The following is a 17736-nucleotide window of genomic DNA, read 5'->3' on the forward strand; positions in this document are numbered from 1 at the left end:
TAAGCGAGCGATGGATGCAGGTGGTTGAAAAAAGCGTATTGGTGGCGCATACGCCGGCGCAGATGTTTGCGCTGGTGGATGATATCGAGCATTACAGCCGGTTCCTGCCCTGGTGCGGCAAGGCCGAGGTGTTGTCGCGCGAGGGCGATCAGGTGGTGGCCAGCTTGCACATCGATTATCTGAAAGTGAAGCAGCATTTCACCACTCGCAACACCAATCAAGCGGGCGAGGCCATTCTGATGGAGTTGGTGGATGGTCCGTTCGAGCATTTGGAGGGTCGCTGGCGTTTCCTGCCTTTGGGCGAGATCGGCTGCAAGGTGGAGTTCCGGCTCAGCTATCAGTTTTCCAGCAAGATACTGGAAATGATCATCGGCCCTGTGTTCGGACATATTTCCGGCACGCTGGTGGACGCCTTCATCAAGGAAGCGGACAAGGTGTACGGCGATGACTGAAGTTTTGCAGGTGGAAGTGGCGTTGGCATTGCCCGAGCTTCAGGAGCTGGTGGTTTTGCGGGTGGCGCCGGGCACAACGGCGCGCCAGGCGGTGGAGCTGTCCGGCCTGCTGGCGCGCGTCCCTGAATGGGCGCCGGAGAGCTTGAAGCTGGGCGTATTCGGCAAGGCGGTGAAAGACGACGCGCCGCTGCGCGAGCATGACAGGGTGGAGATTTACCGACCCTTGATCGCGGACCCCAAGACGGTGCGGCGTCAACGCGCCGAGGCTGGAAAACAGATGAAAAAAGGCGGCGGGAACTAGCCGCCGCCGAGAGGATGTCCAAGCGCTGTTTATAGCTGGGGCGACATCAGTGAGGGTGGCTGCTCCTCCGCCGAGTGCACGCGGTTCTTGCCGTTGAGTTTGGCTTGATACATTGCCTGGTCGGCGCGCTCCAGCACGTCGGCTTCTTGTTCGCCCAAATGCCATTTGGCGACGCCGGCGCTGAAGGTGATGAGCAGGCGGTCGTTGTTGGCCAAGAAAAACGTTTTGGTTAGTTCGCGCTGCAGCCGCTGCACGGTGGCGACGGCTTCTTCTTCCGGGGTGTCCGGCATCAGGATCACGAATTCCTCACCGCCGAAGCGGGCGACGATATCGGCTGGGCGCAGGCTGTGCTTGATCGTGTCCACCAGGTATTTCAGGGCATCGTCGCCGGCTAGGTGGCCGTATTTGTCGTTCAGTTGCTTGAAGTTGTCCACGTCGAGCAGGGCGACGGACAGTGGCGCGCCGGTGCGCTCCGCGCGGCTGATTTCGCGCTGGAAATGCTCTGCCAGGCCGCGGCGGTTGAAAGCGCCGGTCAACTGATCTTCGCGCACCTTGGCACTGGCGGCTTCCAGCGCGGTTTCCAGTTCGGCGATTCTTTGTTCGGCGGCTTCCACTTGCTCCTTGGCGGACAGCAGCTCATCGCGGGAGCGGGTCAGGTCCAGTTGCATTAGCGAGGTGTCTTCCATCAAGGAGCCGATGATGCTGCCCAGCTCCTCGACGTTCTGCGACTGTTTGATGCGGGTGCTGTGGTCCTTGATCTTGTTCTGGAAGTCGTCGGTGCTGTCCGTCATCATCGCCAACCGCGAGATGAAGCGGTCCAACAAGGAGCGCAGCGAGCTTGCCGCCTCGTCCAGCGAGGTTTTCAGTTGGCCTTGCTTGCGGATCACGTCCTTGAGGCTGGACTCCATCTGGTAGACCTGCTGCATGGACAGCGGCTCATGGCTGAGGATGTCCTGCAGCGAATGAACCTGGCCCACCAGATAGGTGTCCGTGTGGTTGAGTTCGGCGATGTTTTCCAGCAGCAGGCGCAGCAGGTTGGTCATCGCCGACACCAGGCGGTCGTCTTGCTGCGATTGCAGCTCCAGCTTGATCATGAAGGCCCGCAGCTTGGGCATGTAGGCGTTGAGCGTGGCGTCGTCGGCCACTTGATTCAGTTCGCCCAGCAGCGCCTCCAGCGCATCCACCAATTCCGGGTAGTTGATCAGGCGAGGCTCCAGGCCGTGCTTAAGGGCGAAGCTCAGCGTGCGCTGCCAGGCCAGCCAGCTGTTGCTGGGCGCGTCGGCCCCGTCTTCATCGAGGCCGGCTACCGGAGCGGGGGTGTCGGAGCTTGCCGCGCCGTTGCCATTGGACGGGGGCATGGACTGGGTCCAGTTCTGAATCAGCGTGGCCAGTTTCTGGTTCAGTTCGTCCGGCTGGTTGCCGTAATTGATCAGCACCCGTTCCAGCGTGGACTGCTTGTGGTGCTGCGGCATATTGGGCAGCCGAAGGTCCCAGTTTCGGATCAGATTTTGGATCAGCATGCCCCAGCTGTGTTGTTGCTGGCTGGCGCTGAGAGAGGCGCGCAGAAAGTCGATGATCAGTTGCGGGGCTTGTTCCCAGCGATTTTCGTCGCAGACTTGCTTGAGGCGGGTAAGAGTGACTTTGGCCTGCACGCTTTCCTGGGGCAGGGTTTCCAGTGCGCGCAGCAGCAACACGGCAAGCTTGTTGTCGCGGTCGACCGGCGTTTGCGTCAGCTCGTGATAGACCCGCTCAAAGTTTTCCGGCGTCGGCAACAGCTTGCGCACCGTCAGCTGTTTGAGCGTTTCTCGTGCGACTTCGATGGGGTTTTGTGTTGTCATTGCCCAAACCTTGGACTTTTTTAGACCGGACGTCATTCTTGTTGTCTGTTCAGCTCTACAGTGCGGTCCGGGCGGATATTTAGCGAGGCGTTGGCTTCACCGGATCCAGCAATTGGAAAAAAACTTCACCATTCCGAATCATGCCAAGTTCATTGCGGGCTCTCTCCTCAATGGCGTCCGTCCCCTGTTTTAAATCACGCACTTCCGCGTCCAGCGCGGCGTTGCGGGCCACCAGCTTTTGGGTGGTCGCCCGCTGTTCCTGTAGTTGCTTGTCCAGCTGCCAGACTCTGAGCCAGCTACCTTTTCCAAACCACAACGGCCATTGCAGGGCCAGTATTACTGTCACCAGAGTCAGGGTCAGCCAGCGCATACGATTACTTCAGGTGGTAAAAGGCAGCTTTGCCCGGGTAGTAGGCCGCATCGCCCAGTTCTTCTTCGATGCGCAGCAACTGGTTGTATTTCGCCATGCGGTCGGAGCGGGACAGCGAGCCGGTTTTGATCTGCATGCAGTTGGTGGCAACGGCCAGATCCGCGATGGTGCTGTCTTCGGTTTCGCCGGAGCGATGGCTCATAACGCTGGTATAGCGGGAACGCTTCGCGAGATCAACCGCTTTCAGCGTTTCCGACAGTGTGCCGATCTGGTTGACCTTGACTAGCAGCGAGTTGGCGAGGCCGCCTTCGATGCCCTTGGCCAGAATCTTGGGGTTGGTGACGAACAAGTCGTCGCCGACGATCTGCACGCGGGAGCCCAGGCGCTCGGTCAGCAGCTTCCAGCCGTCCCAGTCGTGCTCGCTCATGCCGTCTTCGATCGACAGAATCGGGTAGTTGTTGACCAGGGTTTCCAGGTAGTCGGCGAACTGCTCGGAAGTGAGCTGCAGGCCTTCGGCGGTCAGGTGGTACTTGCCGTCCTTGTAGAACTCGGAGGAGGCGCAGTCCAGCGCCAGCATCACGTCCTGGCCGGCCACGTAGCCGGCGGCGTCGATGGCTTCCAGGATCAGTTTGATCGCGTCTTCATGGCTCTTCAGGTTGGGCGCGAAGCCGCCTTCGTCGCCCACGGTGGTAGCGTAGCCTTTTTGATCGCAAATCTTCTTCAGGCTGTGGAAGATTTCGGCGCCGCAGCGCAGCGCTTCGCGGAAGGTTTGCGCGCCCACCGGCATGATCATGAATTCCTGGATGTCCAGGGTGTTGTTGGCGTGAGCGCCGCCGTTGATGACGTTCATCATCGGAACCGGCAGGGCCATCGGACCGGCGCCGCCCAGGTAGCGGTAGAGAGGCAGGCCTGCGTCTTCGGCTGCGGCGCGGGCCACCGCCATGGACACGGCCAGCAGCGCGTTGGCGCCGAGGCGGGATTTGGTTTCGGTGCCGTCCAGTTCGATCAGGGTCTTGTCGATGAAGGTCTGATCGCTGGCGTCGAGGCCGATGATGGCTTCGCAGATTTCAGTGTTGATGTTTTCCACTGCCTTCAACACGCCCTTGCCCAGATAGCGGCTTTTATCGCCGTCGCGCAGTTCCAGCGCTTCTTTTTCGCCGGTGGAGGCGCCGCTGGGCACCGCCGCGCGACCCATGACGCCGGACTCCAGCAATACGTCTGCTTCCACGGTCGGATTGCCGCGCGAATCCAGAATCTCACGAGCTACCACATCGATGATCGAACTCATTTACATTTCCTTCAAAGGCTGGTTGTGTTCGGGCGGAGGGCAAGCAACCGGCCGGAGCCGGTTGCGATCTGCGCCTGCCGGTTTACAGGGTGTGTTCCGGCCAGGGATTGTGCTTGACTAACTCGTCCAGCGCCTTGAGCGTAGTCAGCAGTTCCTTCATGCGCGGCAAGGGCCAGGCATTGGGGCCGTCGGACATTGCGCAGGCCGGGTCCGGATGGGTTTCCATGAAGATGCCGGCGATGCCGGACGCCACCGCGGCGCGCGCCAGCACCGGCACGAATTCGCGCTGGCCGCCGGAAGAAGTGCCTTGGCCGCCGGGCAGCTGCACCGAGTGGGTGGCGTCGTAAACCACCGGGCACTGGGTGTCGCGCATGATCATCAGCGAACGCATGTCGGATACGAGGTTGTTGTAGCCGAAGGACACGCCGCGTTCGCAAGCCATGAAGCTGTCTGGTTCGAGGTTGGCTTCTTGCGCGGCAGCGCGGGCCTTGTCGATCACGTTCTTCATGTCGCCAGGGGCCAGAAACTGGCCCTTCTTGATGTTTACCGGTTTGCCGCACTGGGCGACTGCGCGGATGAAGTCGGTTTGGCGGCACAGGAAGGCGGGCGTTTGCAGCACGTCGACCACGCTGGCGACTTGCACGATTTCATTTTCGCTGTGCACGTCGGTCAGCACGGGCACGCCAATCTGGCGTTTCACTTCCGAGAGGATGCGCAGGCCTTCATCGATGCCGAAGCCGCGGAAGGAGGAACCGGAGGAACGGTTGGCCTTGTCGTAGCTCGATTTGTAGATGAAGTTGATGCCCAGTTCAGAGGTGATTTCCTTGAGCTGACCGGCGGTGTCCAGCGCCATCTGTTCGCTCTCGATCACGCAGGGGCCCGCGATCAGGAACAGCGGCTGGTTGAGGCCGACTTCGAATCCGCACAGTTTCATGCCTTGGGTCCTTGCTTGTCCGCTTGGTATTGCAGCGCCGCTTTCACGTAGGAGATGAACAGCGGGTGGCCGTCGCGCGGAGTCGAGGTGAATTCCGGATGGAACTGGCAGGCGAAGAACCAGCGGTGGTTAGCCAGCTCGATGGTTTCGACCAGCTTCTCATGACCGGCGGAGCGGCCGCTGATGATCAGGCCGGCCTGTTCCAGGCGCGGAATGTAGTAGTTGTTCACTTCATAGCGGTGGCGATGGCGCTCGACGATCTCGCTGTCGCCGTAGATGTTCGCCGCCAGGGAGTTCGGAACCAGGTCGCACTGCTGGCCGCCCAGGCGCATGGTGCCGCCCAGGTTGGAGTTTTCGTCGCGCTTTTCCACCTTGCCGTCGTGGTTGACCCATTCGTCGATCAGCGCCACCACGGGGAAGTTGGTGTCGAGGTCGAATTCAGTGGAGTTGGCGCCGGCCATGCCCGCCACGTCGCGAGCGTATTCGATCAGCGCGATCTGCATGCCCAGGCAGATGCCCATGTAGGGGATGTCGTTTTCGCGGGCGAATTTGACCGCTTTGATCTTGCCTTCCACGCCGCGCTTGCCAAAGCCGCCCGGCACCAGGATCGCGTCCATGTCCTTCAGCGAATCGGCGCCGTCGCGTTCGATTTCCTCGGAGTCCACGTAGATAATGTTGACGTTGGTGCGGGTGTGGATGCCGGCGTGTTTCAGCGCTTCGGTCAGCGATTTGTAGGACTCGGTCAAGTCAACGTATTTGCCGACCATGGCGATGTTGATGCTGTGGTCCGGGTGCTCGATCGCGTCGATGATGCGGCCCCATACCGACAGATCCGCCTTGGGCAGGTCCAGCTGCAGCTGCTCGGCGATGATCTCGTCGATGCCCTGGTTGTGGAGCATGGCCGGCACTTTGTAGATGGAGTCGGAGTCGTAACAGCCGATAACGGCGTTTTCTTCCACATTGCAGAACAGCGCGATCTTGCGCTTTTCGTCTTCCGGCAGTTCGCGGTCCATCCGGCAGAGCAGGATGTCCGGCTGAATGCCGATCTCGCGCAATTCTTTTACCGAGTGCTGGGTCGGTTTGGTCTTGATCTCGCCGGCGGTGGCGATGTAAGGCACATAGGACAGGTGCACGTACAGGGTGTTCTTGCGGCCCAGATTGGAGCGCATCTGGCGGATGGCCTCCAGGAACGGCAGCGATTCGATGTCGCCCACGGTGCCGCCGATCTCGACGATGGCGACGTCCGCGTCGGCCGCGCCTTCGTGCATCTTCAGCTTGATTTCGTCGGTGATGTGCGGGATCACTTGCACGGTGCCGCCCAGGTAGTCGCCGCGGCGCTCCTTGGTGATCACGGACTCGTATACCTGACCGGTGGTGAAGTTGTTGCTTTTCTTCATCTTCGCGTGGATGAAGCGCTCGTAGTGGCCCAGATCAAGGTCGGTTTCCGCGCCGTCTTCGGTGACGAACACCTCGCCATGCTGGAAAGGGCTCATTGTGCCCGGATCGACGTTGATGTAGGGGTCGAGCTTCAGCATGGTGACTTTCAGCCCGCGAGACTCGAGGATGGCGGCGATGGACGCAGCGGCAATGCCCTTACCCAGGGAGGACACCACACCGCCGGTTACGAAGATGTACTTGGTCATGAGATTACGGCTCTATGGGAATCCGGGATTCTACCCTGAAATCGTTGCGATTTGAATCGCTTCGAACCATGTTGTTGCAAGTCGCGCCGACACCCCGAGCAGCCGCCGGTCGCGTCGCGCGGCTTGGCAAAGAAGTGCTCGCATCTCTGTGGCGAATACGGTACAATTGCCGCCGACTGTTTCATACACGATCGCGCCCATGCAGTAAAAGGGTGCGTTTTCTGCTTGAGTGTCTGGCTTTATCTATGATATAAAGCCAGCTTTTACCGGTTTTGGGAGTGTTTAACATGGCGCGTGTTTGCAAAGTCACCGGCAAGCGTCCGATGACCGGGAACAATGTTTCCCACGCCAACAATAAGACTAAACGTCGTTTCCTGCCCAACCTGCAATATCGCAAGTTCTGGGTTGAGAGCGAAAACCGCTGGGTGCGTCTGCGCGTATCCAACGCGGCACTGCGTACCATCGACAAGGTTGGCATCGATGTAGTGCTGGCTGATCTGCGCGCTCGCGGCGAGATCTGATTGCGGTCAACCAGAAAGCTACTGAGGTAATAACATGCGCGATAAAATCAAGCTTGAGTCCACTGCTGGCACCGGCCATTTCTACACGACTACGAAGAACAAGCGTACGATGCCGGAAAAAATGGAGATCAAGAAATTTGATCCCGTTGCTCGCAAACACGTTCTGTACAAAGAAACCAAGCTGAAATAAGCCGGTTTCCGCGGGAACGCGAAAGTAAAGAGCCCTTCTCTGGTGCACGGAGAAGGGTTTTTTTCTTTATGGTTTGGGACTAAAAAACCCCGTCAAGCATGCTTGGCGGGGTTTTGCGTTTAATCGGCGCTTAGGCGGCCGAAAGTCTTTTTGGCGAACACCAAGTCTTGCCAGGCTTTTTGTTTGTCCGGCTGATTGCGCAACAGGTAGGCCGGGTGATAGCTGACGATCAAAGGGATGTCCTGGTAGCTGTGCAGCTTGCCGCGCAATTGACCAATGCCTTTTTCTGTTTGCAGCAGAGTTTGGGCGGCAAAACGGCCAAGCGCCAGAATCAATGTGGGCTGGATGTGCTGAATTTGCTGGATCAGATAGTTCTGACAGGAGGCAATTTCATCGCCGCTAGGATTGCGGTTGCCGGGCGGGCGGCATTTGAGCACGTTGGCGATATATACATCGCGGTCGCGGTCCAGTCCGGTCGCGCTCAGCATGTTGTCCAGCAACTGGCCGGCGCGGCCGACGAAGGGCTGGCCTTGTCTGTCCTCTTGTTCGCCCGGCGCTTCGCCGATCAACAGCCAGCGCGCCTGCTTGTTGCCGCGACCGAAAACGGTTTGAGTGCGGGTTTGGCAAAGGCGGCAGTCGCGGCAATCGCGTACCGTGCGTTCGAGCGCGTCCCACTCTAGCAAAGGTGAGGCGTGGGCTTGAGGTGCGGGAGACGCGACGGGTGGGGCGATGTCGGCTGCAGGCGAGGGGGCAAGCAGTACGGCCGGCTGGGCCGGCGTGACGGCCTCCTCGCGCGGCGGCGCCGGGCACACCTCCGGCACCATATCGGTTTCCACCAGTGTTTCCTGTGGGCGGCTTAGCGCCGCAGGATGCTGCTCGAACCAACCGGGGCGAGCTTCCCAGGATGGGCCCAGTCCTATCACGCTTTGAATCAGCGCGGCGCGGCTCATAGCGTGGCCTCCATCAGGACCGCGTCTTCGCGGCCGTCGGCGCAGGGGTAGTAGTTCTTGCGTCGGCCGTTTTCAACGAAACCTTGGCTTGCGTACAGGCTGCGGGCAACGGCGTTGCCGGCCCGTACTTCCAGGAATAGGCGCCTTGCACCGCTTGCGGCCAGAGTGGCGCTTAGTTCTCGCAGTAGTTGTTTGCCCAAGCCCTGGCCTTGCCATTGTGGATCTATCACGATGTTGAGCAGTTCCGCTTCGTCCAGCACGGTTTGGGTCACGGCGAAGCCCCGTAGTTGGTTCGAGGCGAACATGCCGTGAAACTGGTGACCGCAGCGCACGGAGTCCCGGTATTGGGCGGCGGACCAGCCGTGTGCGCAGGCGCGGCTCTCTAGCTCGGCCAGCTGCCTCGTGTCGTCGGGCTGGAAAGTGTGGTAGTACGGGGTCATTTCTGGCGTGCCTGCTGCTGTTCCTGTGCGGTCAGGGCGACTTTATTACGCACGTAAAGCAGTTCCGCTTCGCGCGGGTGAGTTTGCGGATAACGGCCGCTGCGCGCCAACGAGAAGTAGGCGATGGCGTTGGGCAGCAGATCCGCGCGGACGATGGCGACGCCGGCATTGTCTTGCAGACAGGGGTAGCGTTCAAAGCCGTCGCCAGCGGCAATATCGACTCGCTCCGGCCAAAGCACGGCTTCCGGCGCGCCGACGCTTATCGGGTCCAGCCGTTCCGGCGCGGCACCTTCGGCGACTCGATAGCAGGCGCTGTAAACCTGCTGCATCCTGGCGTCGAGACAGACCAGCACCGTGCCAGTGCTGGCTTGTTGAGCGACGTTGTCCAGCGTTGGAATGCCGATAACCGGAATGCCGGCGGAGAAAGCCAGCCCTTGAGCCAGGCCGCAGGCGATGCGTAGGCCGGTGAAGGAGCCGGGGCCCTGGCCGAAGGCGATGGCGTCGAGTTGCTCCAGGCGCAATTCCGCCTGTTCCAGTAGGCAAGCCAATTCCGGCAGCGCGCGTTCCGCGTGCTTTTGCTCGACTTTCTCGTGGAAGGAGAAAATACGCGAGCCGTTGTCAATGGCTAGGGATAGAAACGAGGTGGAGCAATCAATGGCAAGCAATTTCATCGGGGAATTCGGTCTCAAGCTTAAGCGCGTACTGCAAGACTGCGAATTATAAGCCGAGTTCTTCCACCCAGGCGAGCGCGGAGACATGGGCCTGGTTGAACTGTTCGCTGCTGAGGTTCAATTGGGCGCAGAGTTCTGGCACGCCGGTGAGTTGGCCGTCCTCGCAGGCTTTGACCAGTTTGAGGAAGCGGCTCATCGTGCCTTTTTCGTGCAACAGGGCTTCGGTGATGGTTTCCGGCAGCTGCAGGTGCTCGATGATGTTGGCCATCGGCATGTCGAACAGCACGTCCAGCAGGCTGAACATGCCGATGATGAACAGATTGTCGCAGGTATCGTGACGCTCGCCGTGGGCTTTGCCCAGCAACTCCATGAAGCGGCCGCGTGTGACCGCGGTTTTTTGCAGCGCTGGGGGCGCGTGGCCTTCATCGGAGGCTGTGACCAGTAATAGGGTCAGCCAGCGGTAGAGCTTTTGGTATCCCAGTACGGTGACTGCGTGAGAGAAGGAGCTGATGCTGGTGTTCAGGCCGGCGGCCGCGGAGTTGACGTAGCGCAGCAGCTTGTAAGACAGGGCCAGGTCGCGTTTGAGAACCTGCTCGACGTCGCGGATGTCGGCGTCCAGCCGCAGCAGGTTGAGCAGCTCCAGGGTGTTGCGAAAAGATGGGTGGATGACCTTGGCGGACAGCGTTTCTGGCTGGGCGAAGTAGAAGCCCTGAAAACCGTCCATGCCCAGTTCCTTGCAGAGATGGAACTGAGCGTGGGTTTCCACGCGTTCGGCGATGCGGATCACCGGATAGCTGCGCAAGCGCGACGCCAGCATCTGGAAGCGGTTTGTGTCTTGGTGCTGGATGTCCAGCTTGACGTAGTTGGCCAGTTCCAGAAAGGCCGCAGCCGGCGATTCGAAGCTGAAGTCGTCCAGAGAAATGCCGAAACCCAGCGAGCGAAGGTGCCGCGCGCGCGACAGCAGTTCGTTGGAGGGCACGATGCGCGGCGAGATGTCGAGAATGACGCGGCGCGGCGGCAGCAGCTCAAGAAACTCGCTGCTGAGCATGGCTTCGCCGATGTTGATGAAGGCCAGCTTGCTGCCGATCAGCCAGCTGGTGCCCATATTGTTGAGGGTGTTGACCAGCACCTGAGTGTCGGCTTGCAGTTCTGTATGCTTGCCGACGCCTGAGGCCTCGCCGCTAGGACGAAAAAGCAGCTCATAGCCAATGAGCTGCTGGTTGCGATTGAGAACGGCCTGCCTGCCTATGAAGGCGCTCGTCGAGGTCATTGTCCCGGTATGCCTTTGCTCAGGTGGCGATCAGGTCCGCGGATCGAGTGACGCTGCTGCTGGCTTCGCTGGAGGAGAGTAAATCTTCCATGTCTAGTACCAGTACGACCGAGCCGTCGCCGGACAGGGTGGCGCCGGCCACGCCTTTCGGACGAATGTTCTGCAGCGGCTTGATCACAACGTCGTCGCGGCCGACGAAAGAGTCGATCGCCAGGATGAAGGACTTTTCCGCGGACTGCATCAATACGCCGAAGTAGGGTTTCTGCGTCGGCTCCCAGCCTAGCAGGCCGGCCAGAGTTTTCAGCGGCAGGATTTCGTCGCGCACCACGATGGTGGGTTTGCCCGACACTTCCTGGATCGCGTTCGGGTCGATGGTGATGATTTCACGCACCATCGCAAGAGGCACGGCGAACGGTTGGTTGCAAGCGCGCACCACCAGCACGGGAAGGATGGCCAGTGTCAGCGGCAGCGAGATGCTGATGCGGGTGCCTTCGCCCGGCACCGAGTTGATATCGATGCGGCCGTTCAGTTTCTGGATATTGGTGCGCACCACGTCCATGCCCACGCCGCGACCGGACACGCTGGAAATCTGGTCCTTGGTGGAGAAGCCGGGCAGGAAGATCAGCTGCAGGCACTGTTTTTCATCCAGAGAGTTGGCGCTTTCCTGATCAATAAGACCTTTTTCGATCGCCTTGCGGCGCAGGGCGTCGGCGTTCATGCCTTTGCCGTCGTCGGTGATCTCGATCAGGATGTGATCGCCTACTTGTTCCGCGGTCAGCTGCACCAGCGCCTGCGGCTTCTTGCCGGCGGCGATGCGGTCTTCAGGCTGTTCGATGCCGTGGTCGACTGCGTTGCGCACCAAGTGGACCAGAGGATCATTCAAATCCTCAATCATGGTCTTGTCCAGCTCGGTTTCTTCGCCGGACAGCACCAACTCAACTTCCTTGCCCAACTGACGGGCTAGGTCGCGCGCCAAGCGCGGGTATTTCTGGAACAGGCGGCCAATCGGCTGCATGCGGGTTTTCATCACCGCGTTTTGCAGATCCCCTACCAGCAGGTCCAGTTGGCTGATCGCTTCATCCAGGGAGCGTAGTGTGTTGGTATCGCGGTTGCCTTGCAGGATCTCGGTGCGCAGCGTGGTCAGGCGGTTCTTGGTCAGGCCGATTTCGCCGGACAGGTTGAGCACCATGTCTAGACGCACGGTATCGATGCGGATAGTGTTTTCCTGGGGGCCGCTGCTGCTGGGCGCGCTGGCGGCCGGCTTGCTCGGAGCCGGTTTAGCCGCCGGTTTGGGGGTCGCGGGAGCGGCTGCAACCGGCGCGGGCGCAGGCGCGGCCGGGGCTGCCGCAGCGGCTTGAGGCGCGGGGGCAGGCGTAGCCGCCGGCGTCGGCGCGGGCGCGCCGCCCGGAGCGACGGCTTGGTATAGCTGGTTCCAGTCCGGACCTTGACCGTTGCCGGCGGCGGGTGTCGGAGCCGAGGGGGCTGTCGCCGGCGCCGGAGCGGGGGCTGCGGCCGGAGCTGGTTCGACGGTAGGTGCTTCTTCGGACAAGGCCTCTCCCGCCAGTGCGGCGTCCAAAGCCGCTAGGATGCGCGGGTCGGCTTCGCTGGGCATCAGGCCCTGGCCCATGGTGCCGAACATGTCGCGGACGATACCTGTGGCGTCAAGAATCACGTCCATGATACCGGCGGTGATGTGCAGTTGACCGTTGCGGAGTTTGTCGAACAGGTTTTCGGTGCGATGGCATAGATTGATCATTGGGCCGACGTTGAGAAAGCCTGCACCGCCCTTGATGGTGTGGAAGCCTCTGAAAATGTCGTTCAGCAGTGCCTTATCTTCCGGACGCTTTTCCAGTTCGACCAGTTTATTGTCTACATCGGAAAGGAGATCCGTAGACTCCATCAAGAAGTCTTGCAGCAGCTCTTCCATGCCGGCGAATTCGCTCATTTTCCACTCCCGCCACGCCTTGCTCGCGTGCTCTGTTCTGCGTGTTGTTCGTTAGAAGCCCAGGCTTTCCAGCAGGTCGTCGACCTGTTGCTGGCTGCTGACCACATCGGTGCGCCCTTCCGGGTTGATCACGGGGCCGTTCAGCAGATTGGTGCCCATGCCCAGCTCTTCTTTTTTCGCCTCGGGCGAGAACTCGATCAGGAAATTGACCAGCTCGCTTTCCAGCAGCTTGACCATGCCCATCATCTTTTTGATGACTTGACCGGTCAGATCCTGAAAGTCCTGGGCCATGACGATTTCCAGCAACTGGGTGCTGGTGGCCTGGGTCTGGGCCGGCACTTCATTTAAGTAGCTGCGCGTGTCGGCCGCAAGTTGCTGGAACTCTTCCACGGTCAACAGGTTGGCGTACAGACGTTCCCAGCGCGAGGACAATTCCAGCGCCTTGCTTTCCAACTGATCCTGATACGGTTTGGCCAGATCAGTGGCGTTGAGCACGCGTTCGGCCGAATTTTCCGTCAGGGTGGCGATGTAAGTCAGCCTGTCCTTGGCGTCTGGAATCGCATCCGCCATTTTTTCCAGAGATTTGTCGTAGCCTAGATCGCGTAGCGCATCATGCATTTTGCGGGTTAACTGACCAATTTGTTCATACATCGAGGTAGGACTGCCGGCAGTCCCGGCTGGCTGCGGAACGGCTGCCGCGGCTTCGGGCGCGGCGGGTTCCGACACCGGAGGGGCTTCGCTCTGCTGCATCGAGATGCTGTCGAACAGAGCCTCAAGCTCCGGGTTATCCCCGCTTTCCATGATGTGATTGGACACGGTAAATCCTCCTCAATACTGACGCAGACCGTTTTTTTTCGGCACTCAGGCTGGTTTATTCATGTTCTGGAAGATCTTGCTCATTTTCTCTTCCATGGTGGCGGCAGTGAAGGGCTTCACGATGTAACCGCTGGCTCCGGCCATGGCCGCTTCGATGATATTTTCGCGTTTGGCTTCCGCGGTAATCATCATGAAGGGCAGGTGTTTGAGCTGGGCGTCGGCGCGGACTGCCTTGAGCAGTTCGATGCCGGTCATATTGGGCATGTTCCAGTCGGAAACGATGAAGTCGAAATGCTGAGTCTTCAACTTGTGCAGCGCAACCATGCCGTCTTCGGCTTCGTCGACATTGGTGAATCCTAGCTCTTTCAAAAGGTTGCGCACGATTCTCCGCATGGTGGAGAAGTCGTCTACGACTAGGAAGCGAATATTCTTGTCTGCCATTGAGGTGTGTCCTGATTTATCTGAAATTCATCGAGCCGCATATTGTAGCGACTACCTCTGCAGGAATGGAATCAAAGTTTCAGCCAGTACGCCGGGGTCGAACTTGGCGACATAGGCATCCACGCCCACGCTGGAGCCCATCGCGCGGTTGGCGTTGGAGGACAGCGAGGAGTGCATCACGACCGGGATGCCGCGGAAGCGCTGATCGGATTTGATCAGCTTGGTCAGCACATAGCCGTCCATTTCCGGCATTTCGGCGTCCACGAGGATGATCTTCAGGTGGTCGTGCAGGCACTCGTCCTCGCCGAAGTTGCGGTTGGCCAGCGTTTGCAGCCGGTCCCATGCCTCGCGGCCGTTGGTGGCCTGCTGGAATTTGATGCCCATCTTTTCCAGCACGCCGGTGATTTCCTTGCGGGCTACGACAGAGTCGTCGACGAAGAAGATGTACTGATCGTTTTCCAATTGAGCGGTGGGAACGTCGGGCAGGCGCGGCTCGCCGACCACGCTGGCCAAGATTTGCTCCACGTCCAGAATGGACACCAGTTTGCCGTTTTCCAGTTCGGTAATCGCGGTGATCAGATTCTGATTGGTGCCGCTGGCCGCCATCATGTTTTCCGGCGCGCGCACCTTGTCCCAATCAACGCGGATGATGCGGTCCACCGAGTCAACCAGAAAGGCCTGGGTGCTCTTGTTGAATTCGGTGACGATCATGGTTTCGTAGCTGCGGGTCTGGTCGGCGCCGATGAACTTGCCAAGCGAGATGACCGGGATGATATTGCCGCGCAGCGACAACACGCCCTCCACGCCAAACGGCATGTTCGGTGTTTTGGTGATGGCGGGGGTCTGCGACACCTCGCGCACTTTGAAAACGTTGATGCCGAAGGTTTCCCGCGTTCCAAGCGAAAACAGCAGAATCTCCATTTTGTTGGAACCCGCCAGCTTGGTTCTGGCGTCAACGGTTGCAAGCAAGGAGGCGTCTGTGGCTGCCATATCTGTCCCTCTCCCTTAATGCTTTTGCTTACTTGATCTTTAGTCTTTGGGTTCCAGATTCAGCATCTGGCGCAGTTTCATCGACAGTTTCTGCGGTTCGAATTTGGCGACGTAGGAATCCACGCCGACCGATTCGCCCAGCTTCTGATTCGAGGAACCGGAAAGGGAGGAGTGCATCAACACCGGAATGCCGTTGAAACGCGGATCGCTCTTGATCATCTTGGTCAGCATATAGCCGTCCATTTCCGGCATTTCCACGTCGGTCAGCACTAAGTGCAGCGAATCCGACAGTTTTTTGCCGGCCAGGTCGGCCTGATTGGCCATTTTCTGCAATTCTTCCCATCCGCGCATGCCATTGATGGCGGAGGTGTACTGGATGTTCATCGCTTCCAGCGTGCGTTCAATCTGCTTGCGCGCCACGGCGGAGTCGTCGGCGAAGAAAATCCGGCGTGGTTCCTTGACCGGCTCGATTCCGAGGAAGGTGTGGCCGTCGTCGATGATGGTGGTTTCCGCCAGTACTTTTTCCACGTCCATCATCATGACCAGCGTGCCATTGTCCAGTTCGGTGACGGCAGTCACCAGGCCGGCCATGCGGTTGGTGATCATTTCCGGTGGCACGCGCATTGCGGACCAGTCCAGACGCAGGATGGTGTCCACCGCCTCTACCAGGAAGCCTTGAGTGTGGGCGTTGTACTCGGTGACGATCATGATTTCCGGTTTGTTGCTGGTCACCACGCCGGTGTATTTGGCCAAGTCGATGACCGGCACCAGCGCACCACGCAGGCTGACCATGCCTTCCACCGAGGAGGGCATTTCGGGCGCGGAGGTGATTTCCGGTGTGCGCATGACTTCGCGCACTTTGAACACGTTGATCCCGAAGATTTCCTTGCGCCCCGTGCGCTGATCCTGGCCCAACGAGAACAGGAGGATTTCCAGCTTGTTGGTGCCGGCCAGTTTCGTCCTGGCGTCGATTTTTTTGAGAAGCTCTGACACAGAAACCTCCGCTGCATTCTTTTGAAGTGGCGTACTACTACCCTTTATACGCCAGATATCGGTTTTGCCCGGTTTTTTTTGCTGAGCCTCATGCCAGATAACAGCTTGGCTCAGCGATACCCATTCATTATCATACTGTTTAAGTGGTTTTTACAAATAACTCGCAAGCGATTCGGCATATGGTTTCAAGCCTCAAAGATCAGCAGCAGCTAGAAGCCGCGTTCGAGCAATTCAATGCGGTATCCGGCCAACTTATTGATGCATATAGACAACTTGAGAGCCAAGTGACAGTTCTCAATGCGCAATTGGACGAAGCCAATAATCAGCTGCGCAAACAGCGGGATGAGAACGCGATGCTGGCCGAGCGCTTGGGCTTGCTGCTGGAGGCGCTGCCCGCGGGTGTGGTCCAAGTCTCGGCCGAAGGCGTGGTCTCGGCGGTGAATCCCGCGGCCAGCCGGATGCTAAATGGTTGTTCTGTAGGGGCTTTATGGCGAGACATGCTTGCAGGGCTTGTACGTTCGGAGCTGGACGACACTTATTGCCATCTGCATGGGGAGCCGGGTTTGGTGTTGACGATGCAATGCCAGGACCTGCCATCTGTCGGTGGGCAGATTGTGCTTATTCACGATGTATCTCGTTTGCATCAATTGACCGGAGAATTGGCCCGCCAGCAGAAGTTGGCGTCCATGGGAGGCATGGCGGCGGCATTGGCGCATCAGCTGCGCACGCCGTTGGCCACGGCGATGTTGTACACGGCGAACTTGAAGCAGGATATTCCGCGGGCGGAAGACCGCGCTCGTTTCGTTGACAAGAGCCTGGCGCGGATGCGGGCGCTGGAGAGTTTGATCCAGAACATGCTGAGTTTTGTCCGTGGTCAGGTAACGACGCTGGAGCCTTTGGATCTGGAGGGGCTGCTGGAGGATTTACGCGCGGTCATGCAACCACAATGTCATGAAAAAGGCGTGCTTTTTGATTGCAATGTAGTGGTGTCATCTGCCATAAAGGTCTTGGTGGACCGCAAAGCCTTGCAGGGGGCCTTGGTGAATCTGTTGGAGAACGCCTGGCACTTCTCCGCAAGCGGGGATGTGGTGCGACTATCGGTGGAGGAGGGTGAGACCGCTTTACTGTTTCGGGTGGAGGACTCGGGCCCCGGGTTCAATCCCGAGGAGTTGGAGAAGATGTTTGAACCGTTCTTCACAACCCGGCCCGGTGGTACAGGCTTGGGCTTGGCCATCGTCAAGAAAGTGGTGGACGAGCTGGGCGGACAAGTGCGTTGTTTCAACAAGGGGGAGGGCGGAGCCTGTTTCGAGCTTAGCCTTCCGATGATGCAACCGTGATGGATGTGCCGTTTATTCAGAAGAAAGCCGAGGACGCCGCATGAGACCCATTGTCAAAGTAGAGGGCAGAGTTGGGAAGATGATCCTGATCGGACAGTTCGATTTCAACCTGCACCGGGAATTCCGTCAGGCCAGCCAGGAACTGCTGGACAATCCGGAGGTGCAAGAGATTGAGATTGATTTCGATCAGGTGCCGTTTCTGGATAGTTCCGCGCTTGGAATGCTGCTGTTGCTGAAGGAGCGTGCGGCTGGGCAGAAAAAGAGCATGACCTTGATCAATTGTCGCGAGGCGGTGATGCAGGTGTTTGAAATCGCCTGCTTCAACAAGATGTTCACCATTAAGTAA

20 protein-coding genes are annotated in these 17736 nt (G+C 59.1%); 6 read left to right on the plus strand and 14 right to left on the minus strand.

The window, feature by feature from the left end; translation table 11 throughout:
* Nucleotides 1–14: 14 nt before the first annotated feature.
* Nucleotides 15–452 carry a type II toxin-antitoxin system RatA family toxin gene (locus GYH29_RS05280; RefSeq protein ID WP_019103543.1) on the plus strand — a complete coding sequence of 146 codons (438 nt, stop codon included), beginning with the start codon at nt 15–17 and terminating at the stop codon, nt 450–452.
* Nucleotides 445–753 (plus strand): RnfH family protein, encoded by a 309-nt coding sequence (locus tag GYH29_RS05285; protein WP_019103544.1) that lies wholly within the window; start codon nt 445–447, stop codon nt 751–753. Before GYH29_RS05280 ends, GYH29_RS05285 begins: the two co-directional genes overlap by 8 nt.
* 29 nt (nt 754–782) lie before the next feature.
* Here the strand turns inward: GYH29_RS05285 and GYH29_RS05290 are convergent, their stop codons facing one another.
* The 5 genes from GYH29_RS05290 to GYH29_RS05310 all read right to left on the minus strand — a co-directional run bounded on the left by GYH29_RS05290 (nt 783) and on the right by GYH29_RS05310 (nt 6826).
* Entirely contained in the window at nt 783–2591 is a 1809-nt protein-coding gene (locus tag GYH29_RS05290; RefSeq protein WP_019103545.1) for a GGDEF domain-containing protein, read from the minus strand.
* 79 nt (nt 2592–2670) lie between these two features.
* Entirely contained in the window at nt 2671–2961 is a 291-nt protein-coding gene (gene ftsB / locus GYH29_RS05295; RefSeq protein WP_019103546.1) for a cell division protein FtsB, read from the minus strand.
* Between the two features lie 4 nt (nt 2962–2965).
* On the minus strand, nt 2966–4249 hold the full coding sequence (gene eno, locus GYH29_RS05300) for a phosphopyruvate hydratase (protein ID WP_043591876.1): 1284 nt from the start codon (nt 4247–4249) through the stop codon (nt 2966–2968).
* An 82-nt stretch (nt 4250–4331) separates the two neighbouring features.
* The gene (kdsA, locus tag GYH29_RS05305; protein WP_019103548.1) at nt 4332–5183 is read right to left on the minus strand and encodes a 3-deoxy-8-phosphooctulonate synthase; all 852 of its coding nucleotides are present in this window, start codon (nt 5181–5183) and stop codon (nt 4332–4334) included.
* Nucleotides 5180–6826, minus strand: coding sequence for a CTP synthase (locus tag GYH29_RS05310; protein ID WP_019103549.1), 1647 nt, complete (start codon nt 6824–6826; stop codon nt 5180–5182). Before GYH29_RS05310 ends, kdsA begins: the two co-directional genes overlap by 4 nt.
* Nucleotides 6827–7113: 287 nt before the next feature.
* Between GYH29_RS05310 and rpmB the strand changes: the two genes are divergently transcribed.
* Both rpmB and rpmG read left to right on the plus strand, forming a co-directional pair.
* Nucleotides 7114–7347 (plus strand): 50S ribosomal protein L28, encoded by a 234-nt coding sequence (gene rpmB, locus GYH29_RS05315; protein ID WP_011137003.1) that lies wholly within the window; start codon nt 7114–7116, stop codon nt 7345–7347.
* 34 nt (nt 7348–7381) lie between these two features.
* Nucleotides 7382–7537, plus strand: a complete 156-nt coding sequence (gene rpmG / locus GYH29_RS05320) for a 50S ribosomal protein L33 (protein WP_017506994.1) — start codon at nt 7382–7384, stop codon at nt 7535–7537.
* 119 nt (nt 7538–7656) lie between these two features.
* Here rpmG and GYH29_RS05325 read toward each other — a convergent pair whose 3' ends face one another.
* The 9 genes from GYH29_RS05325 to GYH29_RS05365 are packed head-to-tail and all read right to left on the minus strand — an operon-like array spanning nt 7657 to nt 16053.
* Entirely contained in the window at nt 7657–8487 is an 831-nt protein-coding gene (locus GYH29_RS05325; protein WP_019101428.1) for a uracil-DNA glycosylase, read from the minus strand.
* Nucleotides 8484–8927 carry a ribosomal protein S18-alanine N-acetyltransferase gene (gene rimI / locus GYH29_RS05330; protein ID WP_107732691.1) on the minus strand — a complete coding sequence of 148 codons (444 nt, stop codon included), beginning with the start codon at nt 8925–8927 and terminating at the stop codon, nt 8484–8486. The genes GYH29_RS05325 and rimI overlap by 4 nt, the downstream gene beginning before the upstream one ends.
* Nucleotides 8924–9598, minus strand: a complete 675-nt coding sequence (gene tsaB / locus GYH29_RS05335; protein ID WP_107732690.1) for a tRNA (adenosine(37)-N6)-threonylcarbamoyltransferase complex dimerization subunit type 1 TsaB — start codon at nt 9596–9598, stop codon at nt 8924–8926. Before tsaB ends, rimI begins: the two co-directional genes overlap by 4 nt.
* 46 nt (nt 9599–9644) lie before the next feature.
* Entirely contained in the window at nt 9645–10868 is a 1224-nt protein-coding gene (locus GYH29_RS05340) for an EAL and HDOD domain-containing protein (protein WP_019101425.1), read from the minus strand.
* Nucleotides 10869–10887: 19 nt separating this feature from the next.
* On the minus strand, nt 10888–12813 hold the full coding sequence (locus GYH29_RS05345; protein WP_161523324.1) for a chemotaxis protein CheA: 1926 nt from the start codon (nt 12811–12813) through the stop codon (nt 10888–10890).
* A gap of 51 nt (nt 12814–12864) precedes the next feature.
* Nucleotides 12865–13629: a protein phosphatase CheZ gene (gene cheZ, locus GYH29_RS05350; protein ID WP_043591867.1), complete on the minus strand. Its 765-nt coding sequence runs from the start codon at nt 13627–13629 to the stop codon at nt 12865–12867.
* A 45-nt stretch (nt 13630–13674) separates the two neighbouring features.
* Nucleotides 13675–14070, minus strand: a complete 396-nt coding sequence (gene cheY, locus GYH29_RS05355; RefSeq protein WP_019103157.1) for a chemotaxis response regulator CheY — start codon at nt 14068–14070, stop codon at nt 13675–13677.
* Between the two features lie 51 nt (nt 14071–14121).
* Complete coding sequence (locus GYH29_RS05360) at nt 14122–15060, minus strand: chemotaxis protein (RefSeq protein WP_019103158.1); 939 nt, start codon at nt 15058–15060, stop codon at nt 14122–14124.
* A 39-nt stretch (nt 15061–15099) separates the two neighbouring features.
* Nucleotides 15100–16053: a chemotaxis protein gene (locus GYH29_RS05365; protein WP_019103159.1), complete on the minus strand. Its 954-nt coding sequence runs from the start codon at nt 16051–16053 to the stop codon at nt 15100–15102.
* Between the two features lie 179 nt (nt 16054–16232).
* Here GYH29_RS05365 and GYH29_RS05370 point away from each other — a divergent pair, with 179 nt between their 5' ends.
* Together GYH29_RS05370 and GYH29_RS05375 are read left to right on the plus strand one after the other, a co-directional pair.
* A complete protein-coding gene (locus GYH29_RS05370) occupies nt 16233–17390 on the plus strand; it encodes a sensor histidine kinase (RefSeq protein WP_043591864.1) in 1158 nt (385 codons plus the stop codon).
* A 40-nt stretch (nt 17391–17430) separates the two neighbouring features.
* Entirely contained in the window at nt 17431–17736 is a 306-nt protein-coding gene (locus GYH29_RS05375; RefSeq protein ID WP_039754785.1) for an STAS domain-containing protein, read from the plus strand.

The sequence above is a fragment of the Chromobacterium haemolyticum genome (assembly GCF_009936155.1).
GTDB classification, from domain to species: domain Bacteria; phylum Pseudomonadota; class Gammaproteobacteria; order Burkholderiales; family Chromobacteriaceae; genus Chromobacterium; species Chromobacterium haemolyticum.

Excerpts from the sequence above, each read along its gene's own strand:
- GYH29_RS05280 (WP_019103543.1), top strand. The coding sequence starts at position 15 with ATGCAGGTGGTTGAAAAAAGCGTATTGGTGGCGCATACGCCGGCGCAG.
- GYH29_RS05360 (WP_019103158.1), bottom strand. The coding sequence starts at position 15,060 with ATGGCAGCCACAGACGCCTCCTTGCTTGCAACCGTTGACGCCAGAACC.
- GYH29_RS05325 (WP_019101428.1), bottom strand. The coding sequence starts at position 8,487 with ATGAGCCGCGCCGCGCTGATTCAAAGCGTGATAGGACTGGGCCCATCC.
- GYH29_RS05340 (WP_019101425.1), bottom strand. The coding sequence starts at position 10,868 with ATGACCTCGACGAGCGCCTTCATAGGCAGGCAGGCCGTTCTCAATCGC.
- GYH29_RS05370 (WP_043591864.1), top strand. The coding sequence starts at position 16,233 with ATGGTTTCAAGCCTCAAAGATCAGCAGCAGCTAGAAGCCGCGTTCGAG.
- GYH29_RS05310 (WP_019103549.1), bottom strand. The coding sequence starts at position 6,826 with ATGACCAAGTACATCTTCGTAACCGGCGGTGTGGTGTCCTCCCTGGGT.
- rimI (WP_107732691.1), bottom strand. The coding sequence starts at position 8,927 with ATGACCCCGTACTACCACACTTTCCAGCCCGACGACACGAGGCAGCTG.
- ftsB (WP_019103546.1), bottom strand. The coding sequence starts at position 2,961 with ATGCGCTGGCTGACCCTGACTCTGGTGACAGTAATACTGGCCCTGCAA.
- tsaB (WP_107732690.1), bottom strand. The coding sequence starts at position 9,598 with ATGAAATTGCTTGCCATTGATTGCTCCACCTCGTTTCTATCCCTAGCC.
- GYH29_RS05375 (WP_039754785.1), top strand. The coding sequence starts at position 17,431 with ATGAGACCCATTGTCAAAGTAGAGGGCAGAGTTGGGAAGATGATCCTG.
- kdsA (WP_019103548.1), bottom strand. The coding sequence starts at position 5,183 with ATGAAACTGTGCGGATTCGAAGTCGGCCTCAACCAGCCGCTGTTCCTG.
- rpmB (WP_011137003.1), top strand. The coding sequence starts at position 7,114 with ATGGCGCGTGTTTGCAAAGTCACCGGCAAGCGTCCGATGACCGGGAAC.
- eno (WP_043591876.1), bottom strand. The coding sequence starts at position 4,249 with ATGAGTTCGATCATCGATGTGGTAGCTCGTGAGATTCTGGATTCGCGC.
- GYH29_RS05345 (WP_161523324.1), bottom strand. The coding sequence starts at position 12,813 with ATGAGCGAATTCGCCGGCATGGAAGAGCTGCTGCAAGACTTCTTGATG.
- GYH29_RS05285 (WP_019103544.1), top strand. The coding sequence starts at position 445 with ATGACTGAAGTTTTGCAGGTGGAAGTGGCGTTGGCATTGCCCGAGCTT.
- GYH29_RS05290 (WP_019103545.1), bottom strand. The coding sequence starts at position 2,591 with ATGACAACACAAAACCCCATCGAAGTCGCACGAGAAACGCTCAAACAG.
- rpmG (WP_017506994.1), top strand. The coding sequence starts at position 7,382 with ATGCGCGATAAAATCAAGCTTGAGTCCACTGCTGGCACCGGCCATTTC.
- cheY (WP_019103157.1), bottom strand. The coding sequence starts at position 14,070 with ATGGCAGACAAGAATATTCGCTTCCTAGTCGTAGACGACTTCTCCACC.